Raw genomic sequence first — 17310 nt, 5'->3', positions numbered from 1 at the left:
TGGCAGCCGCCGCCGTTGCAGCCCGCGCGCTGGATCTCTTCCAGGATCGCTGCCGCCGCGGACAGCTTCAGCCCCGCGCCGCCATATTCCTCGGGAATCAGCACCGAGAGATAGCCGGCCTCGGTCAGCGCATCGACGAAGGCCTTGGGGTAGGCCATCTCGCGATCGAGCTTGCGCCAATATTCGCCGGGAAACTGGGCGCAGAGCTTTGCGACGGCGTCGCGAATGTCGGCGTAATCTTCGGTGTGGTGTTCTTGACTCATGGCGTTTCCAGTTCTTGGCGGCAGTTAAGATAACGCCGGTCAATCCCCTGGCGTTGTGAAAACAACGCCAGCCCCCTATGCTCATTTGCTATAGCGTATGGAGTAGCCTTCCAGGATTGGCAAGCATGGATTTCCGGCAGCTCAGGACCTTCAGTTGCGTGGCGGAGCTCGGCAGCCTCTCCAAGGCCTCCGACACGCTGCGCGTGGCGCAGCCGGCGCTCTCCAGGCAGATCAAGCTCCTGGAACACGAACTGCGCACCGATCTGTTCACCCGCAACGGCCGCGGCATGGTGCTGACCGAGGCCGGCCGGCTTCTGCTCGCGCGCACCTCCGGCATCGTGCGGCAGATCGACCAGATCCGCGACGACATTCAGTCGGCCAAGGGGCCGCCGTCGGGCCAGGTCGTGCTCGGCCTGGTTCCGACCGTGAGCTGCGTGCTGTCGGCGCGCTTTGCGCGGCGCTGCGTCGAGAATTTTCCCGGCATCTCGCTGCGCATCGTCGAGAGCTACAGCGGCCATCTGGTCGAATGGCTGCATCGCGGCGAGATGGACCTCGCCATCCTCTACGGCCGCTCGGCCGACCTGCATCTCAATGTGCAGAGCCTGGGGCGCGACAACATCGTCGCGGTCGGCCCGCGCGGCTGTGGGCTGGCGCGAAAGAAGAGCGTCGACGTCGGCTGGCTGCTGCGCCAGCGCCTGGTGCTGCCCAGTCATTCTCACGGCCTCCGCGCCCTGATCGAGCACGCGGCAGCCCAGCGCAAGATCAAGCTCAACGTCCAGCTCGAGGCGGATTCCTTCCGCGTGCTGACCAGCCTCGTCGAGGAGGGGCTCGGTTTCGCGCTGCTGCCGCCGTCCTCGGTCCACGGCGAGGTCGCGGACGGGCGGCTGGAAACCGCGGTCGTATCCAGGCCGATGACGCGCGAGCTCATCTTTGCCTCTCCGATCGATCGCCCGGCATCGACGGCCTCGCTCGCCATCACCGCGCTTCTGCGCGAGGAGGTCGCCGCCTGCCGCAAGGACGGGGTGTGGGACATCAAATTGAGTTAGATGCGCTTGTGTTCGTAGGACAGTCAGGCGCCGTCTTGCCTTCGCATCTGGCGCGACCTGTCATGCCGGAATTTTATAGCTGGGCCAGGGGTACTGCGAATGAGATTCGCATCTGCATCCCGGAACTCGTCATTGCGAGCGCAGCGAAGCGATCCAGGAATCTCTCCGTGGTGGCAGTCTGGATTGCTTCGTCGCAAGGGCTCCTCGCAATGACGGAGGATAGAGCTCAGCCCGGAATCCTGACCGTCAGCGACTCGTACCCCTTGATGAAGCTGGAATAGATCCGCTTCGGCTCGCCGACCACCTCGATGCGGTCGAATCGCTTCAACATCTCCTCCCAGACGATCCGCAGCTGCAATTCGGCGAGGCGCATGCCGACGCAGCGGTGGATGCCGAAGCCGAAGGAGAGGTGGGTGCGCGGCCGGGGGCGGTCGATGATGAACTCGTTCGGCTTCTCGAACATCTCCTCGTCGCGGTTGCCGGAGACGTACCACATCACGACGCGGTCGCCCTTCCTGATGTGCTTGCCGCCGATCTCGGTGTCCTGCAATGCAGTGCGCCGCATATGCGCCAGCGGCGTCTGCCAGCGGATCACTTCGGGCACCATGGAATCGATCAGCGCCGGGTTGGCACGCAGCTTGTCGTATTGCTCGGGATTCTCGTTCAGCGCCAGCACCGAGCCGGTCATGGTGTTGCGCGTGGTGTCGTTGCCGCCGACGATGAGCAGGATGATGTTGCCCATGAGGTTGTCGGGGTCCATGTGGCGCGTGGCCTCGTTGTGCGCCATCAGCGACAGCAGGTCGTTGCGCGGCTCGGAGTTGACGCGCTCGTTCCAAAGCCTCGACATGTAGGCGTAGCACTCGTCCATCTCGCGGCGGCGCTCCTCGGCGGAGGCGACGATGCCGCTCTTGGGCAGCGCGGTCGAGACGTCGGACCAGCGCGTCAGCTTGCGCCGTTCCTCCCAGGGGAAGTCGAACAGCGTCGCCAGCATCTGCGTCGTCAGCTCGATCGAGACGCGCTCGACGAAGTTGAAGGTCTCGTTGCGCGGCAGATTGTCCAGCACGGTCTGCGAGCGCTGCCGGATCAATCTCGCCAGCCCGTCCAGATGCTGAGGGGTGAACATCGGCGACACCGTCTTGCGCTGCGCCGAATGCCGGGGCTGGTCCATCGCGATGAAGCTTGGATAGTCGTAGCCTTCCGGCACGTCGCGGATCGAGATGCCGCCGAGCTTCGAATCTGAAGAGAAGATGCCGTGATTGGTGTCGACATGCATGATGTCGTTGTATTTCACCACCGACCAATAGGGCTCGATCGGCGCGTTGGTGCAGTAGTGCACCGGCTCTTCCTTGCGAAGCCGCTCGAACCATGGCCACAGCGTGTCGTCCTGGAACAGCCTGGGCGCGCCGGGGTGGAATTGCGCCAGCGGCGTCGCATAGGCCTCCTCGCGCGCCCTGCGCATGCGTTCGGCCTTGTTCACTTTAACCGGCGCTTGGATGTTCATGGTCGTGGCTCCAGTTGGTTCTCTTCTTTCGCCTCTCCCCGCAAGCGGGGAGAGGGGGAGTTCTTCGTTCACGCCGCGATCTTCACGGGCAAGGTCTCAAGTCCCTTCACGAAGCTCGAATAGACCCGCCTGGGCTCGCCGACCACATCAATATGGTCGAAACGCCTGAGAATTTCTTCCCAAATAATCTTGAGCTGGAGTTCGGCAAGCCGCAGGCCCACGCAGCGGTGGATGCCGAAGCCGAAGGACAGATGCGTACGCGGGCGGGCGCGATCGATAATGAAATCATAGGGCTTTTCGATCACCTCCTCGTCGCGGTTGCCCGAGACGTACCACATCACGACCTTGTCACCCTTCTTGATCTGCTTGCCGCGGAATTCGAAATCCGAGAGCGCCGTGCGCCGCATATGCGCGAGCGGCGTTTGCCAGCGGATCACCTCGGGTACGAAGCTGTCGAGCAGATCAGGGTTCTCGCGCAGCTTGCGATACTGCTCCGGATGCTGACTCAGCGCGAGAAGCGAGCCCGACATGGTGTTGCGGGTGGTGTCGTTGCCGCCGACGATCAAAAGGATGAGATTGCCGAGGAAGTTCCTGGCGTCCATGTCGCGCGTGGCGGTGCCATGCGCCATCATCGACAAGAGATCGCTCTTCGGCGGCTGTTCGATGCGCTCCTTCCAGAGACGCGAGAAATAGGCCGCGCATTCCGTCAGCTCGGCCATCCGCTCGTCCTCGGTGGCGACGAGGCCGTCGGGGCCGGGAATGGTGGTGGCAATGTCCGACCAGCGCGTCAGCTTGCGGCGGTCCTCCCAGGGGAAGTCGAACAGCACCGCCAGCATCTGCGTGGTCAGCTCGATCGAGACGCGGTCGACCCAGTCGAACATCTCGCCGCGAGGCAGGTTGTCCAGGCACTCGGCCGAGCGCTTGCGGATGTTGATCGCGAGATTATCCAGGTGCGTCGGCGTGAACATCGGCGCCACGGTCTTGCGCTGGGCGGCGTGGCGCGGCGGGTCCATCGAGATGAAGCTCTCGCGACGCAAGTCCGGATCGATGTCGCGGATGGTGATGCCGCCGAGCGCGGAGGCCGAGGAGAACACCGCATGGTTGGTCTCGATCTCCATGATGTCGTTGTAGCGCGTCACCGACCAATACGGCCCGAACATCGAATCCTTGCAATAGTGCACGGGATCCTCGCGGCGCAGGCGATCGAAATAGGGCCAGAACGTATCGGTCCTGAACAACTCCGGATCGCCCGGATCGAATTGCTCCAGCGGCAGTGAATTGGCGCGCGCACGAAGCGCGTCGAGCTTGGCCGCGCTCTCGATGGTCCCATGCATGACCGTTCTCCCTGGCATGAACCGCGCGTTCTCGTTGAATTCTGCGCTGCGGTATTTGATTTGCAATTACAGCCGGTTGTCTGCGTCGGGGCAAGGGAGAGTTTTGCCACATCCAACTTTCGCGAGAGCGTCGAACGGCCGTCACGCCGGCACGCGAACGTGACCTCCGGCACGCCGCGCGGTGGAGAATCGTGCAAGAAACCGACTGGAATCGAGGTAAATCGAACCCGCCCATCTTGGGGACCGACCAACCTCTGATCTATAGTTTGATCGGAACAGATCCGCACCCCGAGGTTGCTGCCGTGAACAATATGCAATGGACCCCCATTGGCTCCGAACCCTTACCTCCACCGCTGCCGCCCACGCGGGTCGATTTCACCGGCAACCGTCCCGAGTTCCGCAAACTGGTCACCAAGGGTGCCGTGCTCGAACTCGTCACCTTCGGCTTCTACCGGTTCTGGCTGGTCACCGACATCCGCCGTCATCTGTGGACGCACACCGCGATCGACGGCGATGCCGCCGAGTACACCGGACGGGCCAAGGAGCTTTTGGTTGGCTTCCTGTTCGCGCTCGCGATCCTGGTGCCGATCTATCTCGCGTATTTCCTTGTTGGCATCGAGTTCGAGCGCTGGCAGGGCTTTGCCTCGGCGCCGCTGTTCCTCGCCTTTTACGCCTTTGGCCAGTTCGCAATTTTTCGTGCGCGGCGTTATCGCCTGACGCGCACGGTGTGGCGAGGCGTGCGGTTCTGGATGGACGGCTCGGGCTGGGCCTATTCGCTCCGCGCCATGCTGTGGGGTTTGCTCGTGTTCCTGACGCTCGGCCTGGCGCTGCCGTGGCGCGAAGCCGCGCTCGAACGCTACAAGATGCAGCACACCCATTACGGCGATCTCTCCGGCGATTTCGAAGGCGACGGCTGGACCTTCTTCAAGCGCGGCTGGTGGCTGTGGCTGCTGAGCCCGGTCGCGCTCGTCATCTTCCCGCTCGCCCCGTTCTTCTACGCCGAGTTCAAGGCGCGCGAATGGCGCTGGTGGCTCGACGGCATCCGCATCGGCGGCGTCAGCCTGTCCTCGGAACTGCCGCACGACGCGTTCTACGGCCTGTACTGGAAGGTGATCGGCTGGTGGACGCTGCTCTCGATGATCTTCGCCGCCTATCTCGGCGGAGCCACCATGCTCGTCGTCCGGTTGACTGGCCTTCCCGCCGAGCAGGTGTTCGGGCCCGAAAATGGCGCCGGGAGCATCCCGATGCTGGTGGCGATGGTCGTCGGCTATTTCGCCGTGGCACTTGCGGTCAACATCGTCATGCGCGTCTATCTCCAGCGCGATCTCTGGGCCAAGGTGCTGGAAACCGTCGAGGTGTACAACGTCGCGGCCGCGGCGGACGTGCGCGGCAGCGGTCAGCTTGCCAGCGCGCTCGGAGAAGGCTTTGCCGATGGGCTCGACGTTGCAGGATTTTGAGTTGTGAGTGACGTGTCCATCGAAGCCCCGGCGCAGTCCGCAAAGCCGACGATCTTCTTCGACGGCGTATCGAGCCGCAGGCGTCAGGTGATGCTGACATTCAGCGATGCGCTCGAGATCGCCGAGGACGGCAAAGCGCTCGCTCGCTGGGCCTATGCCGACATCCGCCGCGCCGACGGCCCGGCCGGCGTTTTGCGCCTTGCCTGCACGACCGGTTCGCCTCTGGCACGGCTCGAGATCCGCGACGCGGCGCTGGCCGCGGATGTGACGGCACGATGCCTGCACCTCGACGACCACCAGACCACGCGCCGCGGTATCGCAAAGATCGTGGGCTGGTCGGTGGCTGCCGCCGTCTCCATCGTCTGCGTCGTCCTGTTTGGCGTGCCGCTCGCCGCGGATCGTCTCGCGCCGCTGGTGCCGAAGCCGGTCGAGCGGCGCATTGGCGATGCCGCCGAAGTCCAGATGAAGACCATCTTCGGCCGCAGCGTCTGCGAAGACCCCGCGGGCAAGGCCGCGTTCATCAAGCTCGTCAACCGCCTGCGCGATGCCGCCGGCCTCGACGACGATTCCATGACGGCCGGCGTGCTGCCGACCTCGGTGCCCAATGCCTTCGCGCTGCCGGGCGGCAAGGTGTTCGTGTTGAAAGGCCTGCTCGACAAGGCCGAAAGCCCCGACGAACTCGCCGGCATCCTCGCCCACGAGCTCGGCCATCTCAAGCATTACGACAACATGCGCGGGCTGATCTACAACGGCGGCACCTCGTTCCTGATCGGCCTCTTGTTCGGCGACGTCACCGGCTCATCCGCCGTGATCTTTGCCTCGCGCAGCGTGGTCGAGGCCTCCTATTCGCGCGAGGCCGAGACTGCCGCCGACACCTTCGCGATCGAGATCATGCACAAGCTCGGCCGCTCGCCGAAGCCTGCGGCCGAGCTGATGTTCCGCATCACCGGCAAGGAAGGCGGCTCGACGTTGACGACGATCCTCGCCAGCCACCCGCTGACCGAGGACCGCCTCGCGCGCATGACCAGGGAAGATCGACCGGCCTCCGGCCCGCCGCTGCTGACGGACAAGGAGTGGCAGTCGCTGAAGCTGGTTTGCGGCAGCGGGAAGGTGTGATCGGCCGCGAACAGCGCATCACTTCGCAGGTGCAGCAGGTGGATTCGATCCGGTGGTGACGTTCGGCGCCGTATTCGGATCGGAGGTCGTGGTCTGTGGCCCCACCTGGCGCCCATTGTAGAAGAAGACGGCCGCGATCACGGCGATCACGAAGATCGCGCCGACCGCCCAGCCGACCGGGCTGTTGCGGCGTGCTCTGTCGGCCCTGCGGTCGTCATCCTGATAGGTCATCGTGCTCTCCATCGCAATGCAGGAGAACATTGCGCGATGGAAGCTGTTCCCAAGGCATGACCCGGAAAAGTGTGCAGCGGCATTCCGAAAAGATCATGCTCGAACAATATAGGTGCGTGCAGCGCTTACCGCGTCCCGTAAGCGCGATCGCCGGCGTCGCCCAGGCCTGGCAGGATGAAGCCGTTCTCGTCGAGGCCTTCGTCCACCGCCGCGGTCCAGATCGGCACGTCCGGATGCAGACCGCGCAGCCGCTCGAGTCCTTCGGGAGCTGCGATCAGGCAGGCGAGGCGGATGTCCCTGGCGCCGCGCTCCTTCAGCCGGTCGATGGCGGCCACGGCCGTGTTGGCGGTGGCGACCACCGGCGTCACCACGATGGCGAGGCGCTCGCCGAGATCGGACGGCGATTTGAAGAAATACTCCACCGCGGCAAAGCTGTGCGGTTCGCGGTAGAGGCCGATATGCGCGACGCGCGCGGTCGGCACCAAATCCATCATGCCGTCGACGAAGGTCGTGCCGGCGCGCAGCATCGGCACGAACACCAGCTTCTTGCCGGCGATCTTGGCCGAATGCATCGTCGCCAGCGGCGTTTCGATGACGGTGTCAGCGAGCGGCAAATCGCGTGTCACCTCGTAGCAGAGCAGCATGCCGATCTCCTTGATCAGCTCCCTGAACGATTTTGTCGAGATGGACTTGTCCCGCACCAGGGTCAGCTTGTGCTGCACCAGCGGATGATCGACGATCGTGACGCCTTCCATGACGGGATGCTCCTGAAATTCATCGATGCGCAACGGACCATGCTGCGAAGGAGGAATTAAAAAACCGTGCCGTCGCTGATCACCTTCAGCGGCGGCGAGCCATCGGGGCGGCGCGAGAAGGCAATGGTGCGGCCTGCGGCCCAGGTGCCGCCTTCCAGAATGCTGGCGAGCGGCAAGGTCTCGGGCGTGCGGCCGAGCTTGGCGCGAACCAGTTCCGCCAGCCTGTCGAGCAGCGCAACCGTCAGCGCGCGCCATTCCACGACGAGCAGGGAATCCACCGCATGCGCGCGCTCGGCGTCCGCGGCATCGCGCAACCGCAGCACCTCGTGATCGACGAACAGGCCGCCATTGCGATATTCGGCAAGCCCCGTGAGGCCGTCGATGTCCGTCACTTTGAAGCCGGCGCGCTGGAGCGGCTCGATCAGCGAATAGCTCAGCCACTGCGACAGCTTGTGCAGCGGCACGAGGCCTGCGGTCGCGTCATCGGCCTCGAGCGCGGGGTGGCGCCAGCAATCGCCAAGCGGGACGCCCGCGAGCTCGAGCCGCGAGGGCCAGATCGGCCCGAGCTGGTTCAGCACCGCCGACAGGATCGCCGGCGCGGCGATGGTGGTGCCTGCAGCCTGCGCCGCGATGTCATCGAACAACCCGCCCGGGCGCGGCGTGTCGTGCAGGCCGAACACCTCCGCACGCTCCGTCACCAGCTTGCCCAGTCTTCGCAGCAGATCATTGCGCCCGTTGAGGCCGAGCAGCGGATTGGCATCGCTCGCCTGAAAGGCGGATGTGAGTGCGGCGAGCGGCAGCTTTGCGAGCACCTCCCCGTCGGCCCTGAATGGCGTACGCGCATCGCGCGAGAAGAGGCCGCTCGCGAACATGTCGAGACTCGCGATCGCAAGACCTTCGGACCGGCCGATGCCTTCGCCGCCGGTCGCGTCGCGATATCGCCACGCAGCGCCCGCGCCGGCATCGAGCAGCACGCTGACGATCGCAAGATCGAACTCCGCACGCGCCCGTGCGGCACGATCCGGCCACGATGCAGCGTCGGCAAGCCCCGCCCAGCGATCGACGCCGCCAAGCACAAAATGCCGCCACCGCGCATGGAACGGAATGTCCAGCGTCGGATAGGCTTTGCGCGTCACCGCGAGCACTGCCTCCGCGACGCCATCCATGCGATCGAGGTCGATCGTGAAATGTGAGAGCCCGCCGGCAAGGCCGAGATCGAGCATCTGCCTCGCCCGCGCGCGCACCGCCTTTGCGGTGAGCAGCGAGCGTGCCTCTCGTTCCAAAGAGTCCGACATCGCGCGATCAGTATTTTTCCAGCGAACGCCCGACCACGCCGTTCACGTCCTTCTCCGGCGCGATGTCGGTCGAGTAGTAACCGGCGGCCTTCTTCGCGGCGATCTCGACATAGGCGTCGGCGGGAATGAGCTCCGGCGGGATCGGCACGCGCTCGACGATCTCGATGCCCTGCGAGGTCAGCGCGTCGTATTTCATGTCGCTCATCGACAGGAAGCGGTCGATGCGGGTCAAGCCGAGCCAGTGGATCGTATCGGGCATCAATTGCTGGAAGCGCGCATCCTGCACGCCGGCGACGCATTCGGTGCGCTCGAAATACGCCGCGGCGGCATCACCGTCCTCCTGGCGCTTGCGCGCGTTGTAGACCAGGAATTTCGTGACTTCGCCGAGCGCGCGGCCCTCTTTCCGGTTGTAGACGACGAGCCCGAGCCCGCCCTCCTGCGCGCCGCGCGCGGATTCCTCGATGCCGTGGATGAGATAGGGCCGGCAGGTGCAGATGTCGGAGCCGAACACGTCGGAACCGTTGCACTCGTCATGCACGCGGCAGGTGATCCTGGTGCGATGGTCCGGCAGCTTGGTGACGTCGCCGAACAGGTAGACCGTGGTGCCCCCGATCGGCGGCAGGAACACCTTCATGTCCGGCCGCGTCACGAGCTCGGGGAACATGCCGGCGGTCTGCTCGAACAGCGTGCGCCGCAGCTCGGTCTCGCTGGTGCCGAAGCGCGTCGCAAGGCCGGGTAGGTACCAGACCGGATCGATCGCGATCTTCACCACGGAAACGCTGCCATTGGCATGCACGACCTCGCCGTCTGCGCGCAGGCGTTTTGCGGCCAGCGCCTCGCGGATCTCCGGCAGGTCGAGCCGCGCCCGCGTCACCGCGATGCTCGGGCGGATGTCGGCGCCCTCGGCGATCTCCTGGCGGAAGTTTTCCGCGACGAGGTGCCCCCAGGGATCGAGCGCGACGATCTTGGTGGGATCGCTCCATTGCGGGAATGGCCCGATGGTCGCGGCGGGAAACGTGTTGGTGAGATCGGGCCTGCGAATCGGATCGAGTGCGCCGGCGGAGACGGCGAGCGCGCGGTACATCGCATAGGACCCGCCATGGCTGCCGATCACGTTGCGATCCCCGGCGCGCGACACCGTGCCGATGATCGGTCCGCGGGCGCGCGCCTCAGTGGCGCCCCAGTGGATCGGAAAGGCGGCCTTCCTGCCCGGCTCCGGGTGGGAGGTCAGGCGGATGTGGTCGGTACGGTTGGCACGGCTCATGTCCAGGCTCCCAAAAAGCCAACGGCCCGCCGCTCGGACGGGCCTGGCTCGCTTGCGTTGCCTGTCGCGGAACAACGGCGGCGCAAGCTCAATCCAACATATTGTAGCGGCAGGCCGCGACAGACAAGTTAATCGTGCCAGGCGAGCAGGGCCGCTTGCGACCAAATTCCCGTCATCGACGGGCCCGCAGAGCTCGCCTTCAGTGCCAGGCCCTCGCGCTGGCCGAGCTCGTCGCTCCGCCGGCGTGATCTGCTTAAGCAATTGAAGTATTTATTATTTTTATGTTTTCAAGGGAGTCTGCATCCTTTCGCTCGGCCAGGGTCGAATCCCGGACTAAACGTGTCATCGGCCCAATCGCAGATTGTCCATGTCTCGGAGACCCTCAATGCCCACCGCCGGCTACATCGATCCCCGTAACGGAAAACTCTACCCGCTTGACCAGCCGCGCTGGTGCTCGGACGAGCGGACGCCGCTGCTGGTGACGCCGGGGGCGGGGATCTCACGGGAGGACATCGAGCCCCGCACGCGCTCGCTCTGGCGTTACCGCGCGGCGCTGCCGGTCGAAATCGCAAATCCGATCACGCTCGGCGAGGGCTGCACGCCGCTGGTCCAGCAGGACTGGGGCGACCTGCGCCCCTTCTTCAAGCTCGAATGGTTCAACCCGACCGGCAGCTTCAAGGACCGCGGCTCGGCGGTGATGTTGTCCTTCCTGCGGCAGATTGGTGTGAGCGCCATTCTGGAAGACTCGTCGGGCAATGGCGGCTCGTCGATGGCGGGGCTGGGTGCCGCCGGCGGCATGCGTGTGAAGATCCTCGCTCCGGCGTCCACTTCGCCGGCCAAGATCGCACAGGTCCGCGCTTACGGCGCGACGGTGCAACTCGTCGAAGGGCCGCGCGAGGAGTCGGAGGCTGAAGCCATCCGCCAGTCGCACCAGACCTTCTACGCCAGCCACAATTGGCAGCCGTTCTTCCTCGAAGGCACCAAGTCGCTGGCCTATGAAATCTGGGAGGACCTCGGCTTTCGCGCACCCGACAACGTCATCGTTCCCGTCGGCGCCGGCAGCAGCCTGCTCGGCTGCGCCTTCGGATTCCGCGAGCTGTTGAGCGCGGGCCAGATCGCAAGGCTGCCGCGGCTGTTCGCGGCGCAGCCGCTGAACTGCTCGCCCATCGATGCGAGCTTCAAGGCCGGCGTCGATACGCCCGTCGCGCGCGAGGTGCACAAGACCATCGCCGAAGGCACCGCGATCAAGAATCCCCTGCGCCTGCGCGACATCATCGGCGCCTTGCGCGAGAGCGGTGGCGGTACCGTCGCGCTCAGCGAGGATGAGATCGTTGCCGCCCTGCGCCGCCTCGCGCGCCAGGGCCTGTTCGCCGAGCCGACCAGCGCCAGCGCGGCGGCCGCGCTGGACAAGCTCGCAGCCGTTGGCGCCATCAAGGCGAACGAGACCACGGTGGCGGTTCTCACCGGCACGGGCCTCAAGGCCGCGACGACGGTGGCCGATCTCGTGCAGTAGAGGTGGATGCTGCGCTTACCCTCCCCTGGAGGGGGAGGGTCGATCGCGCGCAGCGCGAGCGGGGTGGGGTGATCTCTCCACACGGGCATCGCTTCGGTGGAGAGACTGTCACCCCACCCCGTCTCACATTTTCGCTGCGCTCAAATGTGAGCCGACCCTCCCCCTCCAGGGGAGGGTAAGCAACACCTCACTCCTGCAGGTCATTCACCTGCTTCACCCACGCCCGCACGTCCTTGAGCACGGCGGGCAGCACCGCCTTGACCTCCTGGACGGTCATGCCCGCCTTGATGCGGGGATCGTACAGCAGATTGAGGATGTACTGGTCATAGACGTCGAAATAGCCCATCGAGACGTTGTCGTTGAACATGGTCCAGGGCACGCTCGCGGTGTCGTTGATCGGTCCGAGCGATTGCAGCAGTTCCTCATAGGCGCAGTCGAGGAAGACGAAATCGCCGTTGTCGACGGTGAGGATGACGTCGGAATGCTCGATCTCGAAATTGTCGTTCTTGCGGAAGCCGGACAGGCATTGCGGGTCGAGCGAGGTGCGGATCTCGCGCGCCTTCTCGGCCCCGTAGAAGCTGGTGAGGGTGCGGTAGAGGTCGCGGTCGCGCACCAGCTTCACCCGCACATTCGCCGCTTCGTTGGTGTCGATCATGGCGATGTCGAGATGCTGCACCCGGTGGGCGATGTCGGCCACGACTTTTGCGAGCAGCGTCTTGCGGTCGGCACGGTCGCTCTCGGCGAACACGCGCACCGGCCCGTCGAACTTGCGGATGCGGTCGACGCGGCCGGCAAGGTGATATTCGGCACCGAATGCCGTCTTCAGGAAGCCGTCGACGATCTCGCCGTCGGTAAAACTCTTCTTCTCGGCGCGCTGGCGCGAGGAGATCGCGGGCAGTTCGCCCGCGGCAGCCATGGGGGCGGTGTCGGGCACCAATGTGAGCGCGGCGAGCGCCAATAGGGCGAAGCGAAGGGCAGGCGAGGACGGAGTCAATGCGCTCATCGTTGCCCGACGCTGCCGTATTCACGCGGCGCGCACAAGTCCGCAAATTCACGCGCCCTGCGGGTTCCGCCGCGTTCGAGCGCCCCGGTATCGCTAGTTGTTCAGCACCACCACGGTGGTACCGACCGAGACGCGGCCATAGAGATCGGTGACATCGTCATTAGTCATGCGGAAGCAGCCCGAGGAGACCGCCTGGCCGATCGTCTCCGGCTCGTTGGAGCCGTGGATGCGGTAGAGCGTCGACCCCAGATACATCGCGCGCGCCCCGAGTGGGTTCTCGATGCCACCCTTCATGTGGCGCGGCAGGTCGGGCCGGCGGGCCAGCATCTGCGACGGCGGCGTCCAGTCCGGCCATTCCTTCTTGGCCGTGATCTTGTGCACCCCGCCCCAGCGGAAGCCGTCGCGGCCGACACCGATGCCGTAGCGCAGCGCCTGGCCGTTCTGGAGCACCAGGTAGAGCCGACGCTCGCTCGTGTTCACCACGATCGTGCCGGGGGCGTAATTGCCGTTATACATAACGGTGGTGCGGGGGATCGGATTGACGCCGGAACGGAAGAAATTGGGGCCGCCGCCCATGATGTCGCGCGTGTCGAACTCTTCGGCGAACGCGCCGCCGGCGGTGGCCGACAGCAGTGCGATGGCGGCAATCGGCGCGGCAAAAAACCGGATCATTGTCTCCCCCAGCAAGAAATCGATTCAATGAACGCCACAGGCCATATTTGCGGGCATTCTGCAAGCCACGGGCCCGTGAGGGATGCCATGCTTGACGATCGGCGTTACCAAATCGGCAACCACGATTTGCCGAAAGGCATTGGAGCGTTTTCAAGCGAAGTGGATACCGGTTCGCATCAGGAAAACGCGTCAAAACATGAATCTGATGCCCCGTTCCGTTTCCATCGGAACGGGGCATTAGCCAAACCGGCGCATCGTCACGCGGGGCAGGGCGGCGACGGCGGCTATTGCTTTGACGGGAGGCGCGAACAATGATTGATCGGACGGATATCTGGACATGGCCGGTTACGGGAGCTTTGGGATGAACGGTGCGGAAAGCCTGGTGCGGACGATGGTCAAGGGTGGGGTGGACGTCTGTTTCACCAACCCAGGCACCTCCGAGATGCATTTTGTCGCAGCGCTCGACCGCGTGCCCGGCATGCGCTGCGTGCTCGGCCTGTTCGAAGGCGTGGTGACGGGCGCCGCCGACGGCTATTTCCGCATGAAGGGCACGCCGGCCTCGACCCTGCTGCATCTTGGCCCCGGCCTCGCCAACGGCCTTGCCAATCTGCACAATGCCAAGAAGGCGAATTCCGGCATCGTCAACATCGTCGGCCAGCATGCCGTCTACCACATCGGCTACAACGCGCCGCTGACCTCCGACATCGAGGGCCTGGCCCGGCCGATGTCGTCCTGGGTCCGCACCTCGCCGGATGCCAAATCGGTCGCCGCCGACGGCGCCGCGGCGATTGCCGCCGCCAGAAGCGCGCCGCCGCAGATCGCGACCCTGATCCTGCCCGCCGACACCGCCTGGAACGAGGCCGACGGCATCGCCGAGGTTCCCGCCGAGCAGCAGCGCGCGAGCTATTCGCCGCAGGCGGTTGAGCAGGCCGCCAAGATCCTGCACGGTGACGGCGAGGGCACGCTGCTCCTGATGACCGGCAGCGCGCTCAGCGAGCAGGGCCTGGCACTGGCCGAACGCATCGCCAACAAGACCGGCTGCACAGTGATGGGCCCGACCTTCCGCCCGAAGATGGCGCGCGGCCGCGGCCGCTTCTCGATCGACCGCATCCACTATGTCATCGATCAGGCCCTGCCGATGCTGGCAAAGTTCCGTCACATCGTGCTGGTCGAGTCCGACGATCCCGTGGCCTTCTTCGCCTATCCGAACAAGCCGAGCATGCTCAAGCCCCAGGGCTGCGAGGTCCATCGCATGACCTCCTGGGGCGAGAATTCGGTCGCGGCGCTGGAGGCGCTCGCCGGCGCGGTGAAGGCCAGCGCCAAGGACGTCAAGCCGCAGGCTCTGCAGGAGCTGGTGAAGCCGACCGGCGCGCTCACCTTTGCCTCGATCGCGCAGGCGATCGCCTGTGCGATCCCCGAGAACGCGATCATGGTCGACGAATCCCTGACCACCGGGCGCGGCTTCTTTCCGCCGACCGCGGCGGCCGCCCCGCACGACTGGCTCCAGAACATGGGCGGCTCGATCGGCTTCTCGACGCCGCTGTCGATCGGCGCTGCGATCGCCTGCCCGGATCGCAAGGTGATCACGATGGTCGGCGACGGCAGCGCGATGTACACGATCCAGTCGCTGTGGACGCAGGCGCGCGAGAACCTCGACATCGTCACTATCGTGTTCGCCAACCGCATCTACCAGATCCTGCGCGGCGAGTTCGACAATGTCGGCGCTGGCGAGCCCGGCCAGCGCGCCAACGACATGCTCAGGCTCGACCGTCCGACACTCGATTTTGTCGCGCTGGCCAAGGGCATGGGCGTGCCCGGCCGCGCCGTCACCAATGCCGACGAGTTCAACAAGGCGCTGGCCGAAGCGGTCGCCGAGCCCGGGCCGCGGCTGATCGAAGTCCAGATGTAGGACGTCACCAGACAGAGCGCCGCGAGCCCGGAGGCACGATGCAGACCGAGCTGAACAAGATGATCGCGGCGCTCCAGGACTTCTACGCCCACGAGGGTTTCCTGTTCGAGAAGGACATCGGCGAGCGGGCGGTCACGCACCGCTTCGCCGTGCATCTGGAAAAGCAGTTTTCGGGCTGGTCGGTCGACTGCAATTACGACCGGCTCGGCGAGCGCACGCTGCATCTGCCGCACGGCACCATCATCTCGACCGACGACCATCTCGGCAAGTCGATCTACCCCGATGTCGTCGTGCATCAGCGCGAGATCCCGAACAACCTGCTCGCCGTGGAGATCCGCAAGGCAAGCAATCATACGCCGCTGGAGCACGACGAGCACAAGCTGCGGGCGCTGACCGACGTGCACGTCTGGTTTCCGTACTGGATCGGCGTGCTGCTGGTGCTGGACAGGCACCACGTGACGATGTCGGAGGTCTATGTCTCTGGCCTCGCCGATGAGGCGCTGTCGCGCTGGTTCGCGACGCGGCTGGAGGAGGCCGGCCTTGGAGCTCGCGTCTAAGGCATGATCCGGAAAAGTGCGCAGCGGTTTTCCCTCGCGACAAACGCGGAACGCGTTTGCGCGGAGATCATGCTTAAGCAACAACCCAAAGCGCGAAGACGATTCATCCTGATCGCATCGCGCTTTAGAGGAGCGCGGCATGCGCTATCGTCGCGCACGCCGCCAAGTCCTCAGCACACCAAGTCCTCAGCACACCAAGTCCTCGGCACACACCGTCAGTAATGGTAAGGCTGCGAGTAGGCGTAGCGCGGGTTGATGCCGCAATAGGCCGAGGTGCCGGAGGCGGTGGCGGCACATTGCTGGTAGCTGGCGAACTGGCAGTTGCCGGGATAGCCCCAGCTGCGGCCTTGCAGGCAATATCTGTCGTTGGCGGCCTGGGCCGGCGCTGCGGACAATGACGCGGCGATCAAGGTTGCGAACGATGCAAGCGTGAGGATGGTGCGACGCATTTCAGTCTCCTTTCGAGCGTGGGGTGGAACGGCCATGCCTTGCCGTTCCCCGTGGCCTGTCCGACGCACGGTCATGCAGTGTTGGTGTCGGCATGGCGCGATGCGTTCGAGATGAGGCACATCATGACGCAGCCTGTGGCGAACAATGTGACCTCCACCACAGTTCGCGCATGGGTTCCGGGCTATTCAACGAACTTGCACGCCTCGATCCCGCGGGACTAGGCTTGTCTCATTCGGATCAGGCATTTTGGAGGTTCTGATGCAGAAGTCATATTTGCTGGCTGCGACGGCCGCGCTGGTGCTCATCATGCAAATGCCGCTCGCCCTGGCGCAGGGCGCACCCGCTACCGCAGGAACTGCGGCGCCTGCCGCGACAAACGCTGCGCCGGCTGCGACGACGACCGCGCCAGGCGCAACCACCGACAGCTCCAGCCAACCGACCGATGCCAAGAAGAGCGCGTCGAAGAAGCCGGCGAAGAAGAAGATGACCCGGCAGCAGGAGATCGATCATTCGATCGACACCGGCACCGTGCCTGCGCGCTACCGCAGCTCAGTGCCGAAGCAGTACCAGCAATATATTCCGTTCGATAAGCGGTAGCGGATCGCACGGCGGCGCGACGTGATCGAACGTCATGCCGCCGGTGCCATCGAGAGGCGGACTTGAACTATGGTCTTGGTAACAGGTCTTGGTAGCAGATCTTGGTGGCAGGTCTTGGCAATCGGTCTTGGAAAACGGTCTTGGAAAACGGTCTTGGCCGGGCGGCTTCCGGCCCCACATCCGCGGTGGCGGTCTGCGAGAGCAGTGCTAGAGTAGACCGAAGCCGGGGGAAACGATGAGTGACGAGGTGAGGGATGCTGGCCTTGTGGCCATGATCAGCAGCATCCTGGGAGGCAACAAGCGCGCAGACGCGGACAATGTTGCACCGCCGCCGCTCGCCGAGGTTC

General features: G+C 64.9%; 18 protein-coding genes. 8 read left to right on the top strand and 10 right to left on the bottom strand.

Annotated elements, in window-relative coordinates; genetic code table 11:
• On the bottom strand, positions 1-263 hold a 263-nt coding region (locus IC50_RS30005), incomplete at its 3' end, for an acyl-CoA dehydrogenase family protein (protein WP_035713405.1).
• Between the two features lie 125 nt (positions 264-388).
• On the opposite strand from IC50_RS30005, the gene IC50_RS30000 reads away from it, so the two are divergent.
• Complete coding sequence (locus IC50_RS30000; protein ID WP_035713401.1) at positions 389-1309, top strand: LysR substrate-binding domain-containing protein; 921 nt, start codon at positions 389-391, stop codon at positions 1307-1309.
• A gap of 226 nt (positions 1310-1535) precedes the next feature.
• Here the strand turns inward: IC50_RS30000 and IC50_RS29995 are convergent, their stop codons facing one another.
• Both IC50_RS29995 and IC50_RS29990 read right to left on the bottom strand, forming a co-directional pair.
• A complete protein-coding gene (locus tag IC50_RS29995) occupies positions 1536-2810 on the bottom strand; it encodes a cytochrome P450 (RefSeq protein ID WP_035713397.1) in 1275 nt (424 codons plus the stop codon).
• Positions 2811-2878: 68 nt separating this feature from the next.
• Positions 2879-4144 (bottom strand): cytochrome P450, encoded by a 1266-nt coding sequence (locus IC50_RS29990; protein WP_035713393.1) that lies wholly within the window; start codon positions 4142-4144, stop codon positions 2879-2881.
• Between the two features lie 302 nt (positions 4145-4446).
• Here IC50_RS29990 and IC50_RS29985 point away from each other — a divergent pair, with 302 nt between their 5' ends.
• Positions 4447-5601: a YjgN family protein gene (locus tag IC50_RS29985; RefSeq protein WP_035713429.1), complete on the top strand. Its 1155-nt coding sequence runs from the start codon at positions 4447-4449 to the stop codon at positions 5599-5601.
• A gap of 3 nt (positions 5602-5604) precedes the next feature.
• Entirely contained in the window at positions 5605-6717 is a 1113-nt protein-coding gene (locus IC50_RS29980) for a M48 family metallopeptidase (protein WP_035713388.1), read from the top strand.
• A gap of 18 nt (positions 6718-6735) precedes the next feature.
• Here the strand turns inward: IC50_RS29980 and IC50_RS29975 are convergent, their stop codons facing one another.
• From IC50_RS29975 to IC50_RS29960, 4 genes are all read right to left on the bottom strand, one after another.
• Entirely contained in the window at positions 6736-6948 is a 213-nt protein-coding gene (locus IC50_RS29975; protein WP_035713423.1) for a hypothetical protein, read from the bottom strand.
• Between the two features lie 125 nt (positions 6949-7073).
• Positions 7074-7703, bottom strand: coding sequence for a uracil phosphoribosyltransferase (gene upp / locus IC50_RS29970; protein ID WP_018317218.1), 630 nt, complete (start codon positions 7701-7703; stop codon positions 7074-7076).
• A gap of 56 nt (positions 7704-7759) precedes the next feature.
• Positions 7760-8998: a URC4/urg3 family protein gene (locus IC50_RS29965; protein WP_035713385.1), complete on the bottom strand. Its 1239-nt coding sequence runs from the start codon at positions 8996-8998 to the stop codon at positions 7760-7762.
• A 7-nt stretch (positions 8999-9005) separates the two neighbouring features.
• Positions 9006-10262: a GTP cyclohydrolase II gene (locus IC50_RS29960; RefSeq protein WP_035713382.1), complete on the bottom strand. Its 1257-nt coding sequence runs from the start codon at positions 10260-10262 to the stop codon at positions 9006-9008.
• A gap of 385 nt (positions 10263-10647) precedes the next feature.
• Between IC50_RS29960 and IC50_RS29955 the strand changes: the two genes are divergently transcribed.
• Entirely contained in the window at positions 10648-11775 is a 1128-nt protein-coding gene (locus IC50_RS29955; RefSeq protein WP_035713378.1) for a threonine synthase, read from the top strand.
• Positions 11776-11962: 187 nt separating this feature from the next.
• Here IC50_RS29955 and IC50_RS29950 read toward each other — a convergent pair whose 3' ends face one another.
• Both IC50_RS29950 and IC50_RS29945 read right to left on the bottom strand, forming a co-directional pair.
• Entirely contained in the window at positions 11963-12778 is an 816-nt protein-coding gene (locus IC50_RS29950; RefSeq protein ID WP_035713375.1) for a DUF2927 domain-containing protein, read from the bottom strand.
• 93 nt (positions 12779-12871) lie between these two features.
• The gene (locus IC50_RS29945) at positions 12872-13450 is read right to left on the bottom strand and encodes a L,D-transpeptidase (RefSeq protein WP_035713371.1); all 579 of its coding nucleotides are present in this window, start codon (positions 13448-13450) and stop codon (positions 12872-12874) included.
• Between the two features lie 87 nt (positions 13451-13537).
• Here IC50_RS29945 and IC50_RS39485 point away from each other — a divergent pair, with 87 nt between their 5' ends.
• The 3 genes from IC50_RS39485 to IC50_RS29935 are packed head-to-tail and all read left to right on the top strand — an operon-like array spanning position 13538 to position 15916.
• Complete coding sequence (locus IC50_RS39485) at positions 13538-13765, top strand: hypothetical protein (RefSeq protein ID WP_081492555.1); 228 nt, start codon at positions 13538-13540, stop codon at positions 13763-13765.
• 46 nt (positions 13766-13811) lie between these two features.
• The gene (locus IC50_RS29940; RefSeq protein ID WP_035713416.1) at positions 13812-15359 is read left to right on the top strand and encodes an acetolactate synthase large subunit; all 1548 of its coding nucleotides are present in this window, start codon (positions 13812-13814) and stop codon (positions 15357-15359) included.
• Between the two features lie 38 nt (positions 15360-15397).
• On the top strand, positions 15398-15916 hold the full coding sequence (locus IC50_RS29935) for a hypothetical protein (RefSeq protein WP_035713369.1): 519 nt from the start codon (positions 15398-15400) through the stop codon (positions 15914-15916).
• A 215-nt stretch (positions 15917-16131) separates the two neighbouring features.
• On the opposite strand, the gene IC50_RS29930 is transcribed toward IC50_RS29935, so the two are convergent.
• Entirely contained in the window at positions 16132-16365 is a 234-nt protein-coding gene (locus IC50_RS29930) for a DUF3551 domain-containing protein (protein WP_035713364.1), read from the bottom strand.
• Between the two features lie 259 nt (positions 16366-16624).
• Here IC50_RS29930 and IC50_RS29925 point away from each other — a divergent pair, with 259 nt between their 5' ends.
• Complete coding sequence (locus IC50_RS29925) at positions 16625-16963, top strand: hypothetical protein (protein WP_035713410.1); 339 nt, start codon at positions 16625-16627, stop codon at positions 16961-16963.
• The last annotated feature ends 347 nt before the right edge of the window (positions 16964-17310 follow it).

The sequence above is a fragment of the Bradyrhizobium genomosp. I (2014) genome (assembly GCF_000261685.1).
Lineage (GTDB): Bacteria > Pseudomonadota > Alphaproteobacteria > Rhizobiales > Xanthobacteraceae > Bradyrhizobium.
This window is presented reverse-complemented; position numbering and strand designations above follow the sequence as displayed.

Excerpts from the sequence above, each read along its gene's own strand:
- IC50_RS30000 (WP_035713401.1), top strand. The coding sequence starts at position 389 with ATGGATTTCCGGCAGCTCAGGACCTTCAGTTGCGTGGCGGAGCTCGGC.
- IC50_RS29995 (WP_035713397.1), bottom strand. The coding sequence starts at position 2,810 with ATGAACATCCAAGCGCCGGTTAAAGTGAACAAGGCCGAACGCATGCGC.
- IC50_RS29990 (WP_035713393.1), bottom strand. The coding sequence starts at position 4,144 with ATGCATGGGACCATCGAGAGCGCGGCCAAGCTCGACGCGCTTCGTGCG.
- IC50_RS29975 (WP_035713423.1), bottom strand. The coding sequence starts at position 6,948 with ATGACCTATCAGGATGACGACCGCAGGGCCGACAGAGCACGCCGCAAC.
- upp (WP_018317218.1), bottom strand. The coding sequence starts at position 7,703 with ATGGAAGGCGTCACGATCGTCGATCATCCGCTGGTGCAGCACAAGCTG.
- IC50_RS29965 (WP_035713385.1), bottom strand. The coding sequence starts at position 8,998 with ATGTCGGACTCTTTGGAACGAGAGGCACGCTCGCTGCTCACCGCAAAG.
- IC50_RS29960 (WP_035713382.1), bottom strand. The coding sequence starts at position 10,262 with ATGAGCCGTGCCAACCGTACCGACCACATCCGCCTGACCTCCCACCCG.
- IC50_RS29955 (WP_035713378.1), top strand. The coding sequence starts at position 10,648 with ATGCCCACCGCCGGCTACATCGATCCCCGTAACGGAAAACTCTACCCG.
- IC50_RS29950 (WP_035713375.1), bottom strand. The coding sequence starts at position 12,778 with ATGAGCGCATTGACTCCGTCCTCGCCTGCCCTTCGCTTCGCCCTATTG.
- IC50_RS29945 (WP_035713371.1), bottom strand. The coding sequence starts at position 13,450 with ATGATCCGGTTTTTTGCCGCGCCGATTGCCGCCATCGCACTGCTGTCG.
- IC50_RS39485 (WP_081492555.1), top strand. The coding sequence starts at position 13,538 with ATGCTTGACGATCGGCGTTACCAAATCGGCAACCACGATTTGCCGAAA.
- IC50_RS29940 (WP_035713416.1), top strand. The coding sequence starts at position 13,812 with ATGAACGGTGCGGAAAGCCTGGTGCGGACGATGGTCAAGGGTGGGGTG.
- IC50_RS29935 (WP_035713369.1), top strand. The coding sequence starts at position 15,398 with ATGCAGACCGAGCTGAACAAGATGATCGCGGCGCTCCAGGACTTCTAC.
- IC50_RS29930 (WP_035713364.1), bottom strand. The coding sequence starts at position 16,365 with ATGCGTCGCACCATCCTCACGCTTGCATCGTTCGCAACCTTGATCGCC.
- IC50_RS29925 (WP_035713410.1), top strand. The coding sequence starts at position 16,625 with ATGCAGAAGTCATATTTGCTGGCTGCGACGGCCGCGCTGGTGCTCATC.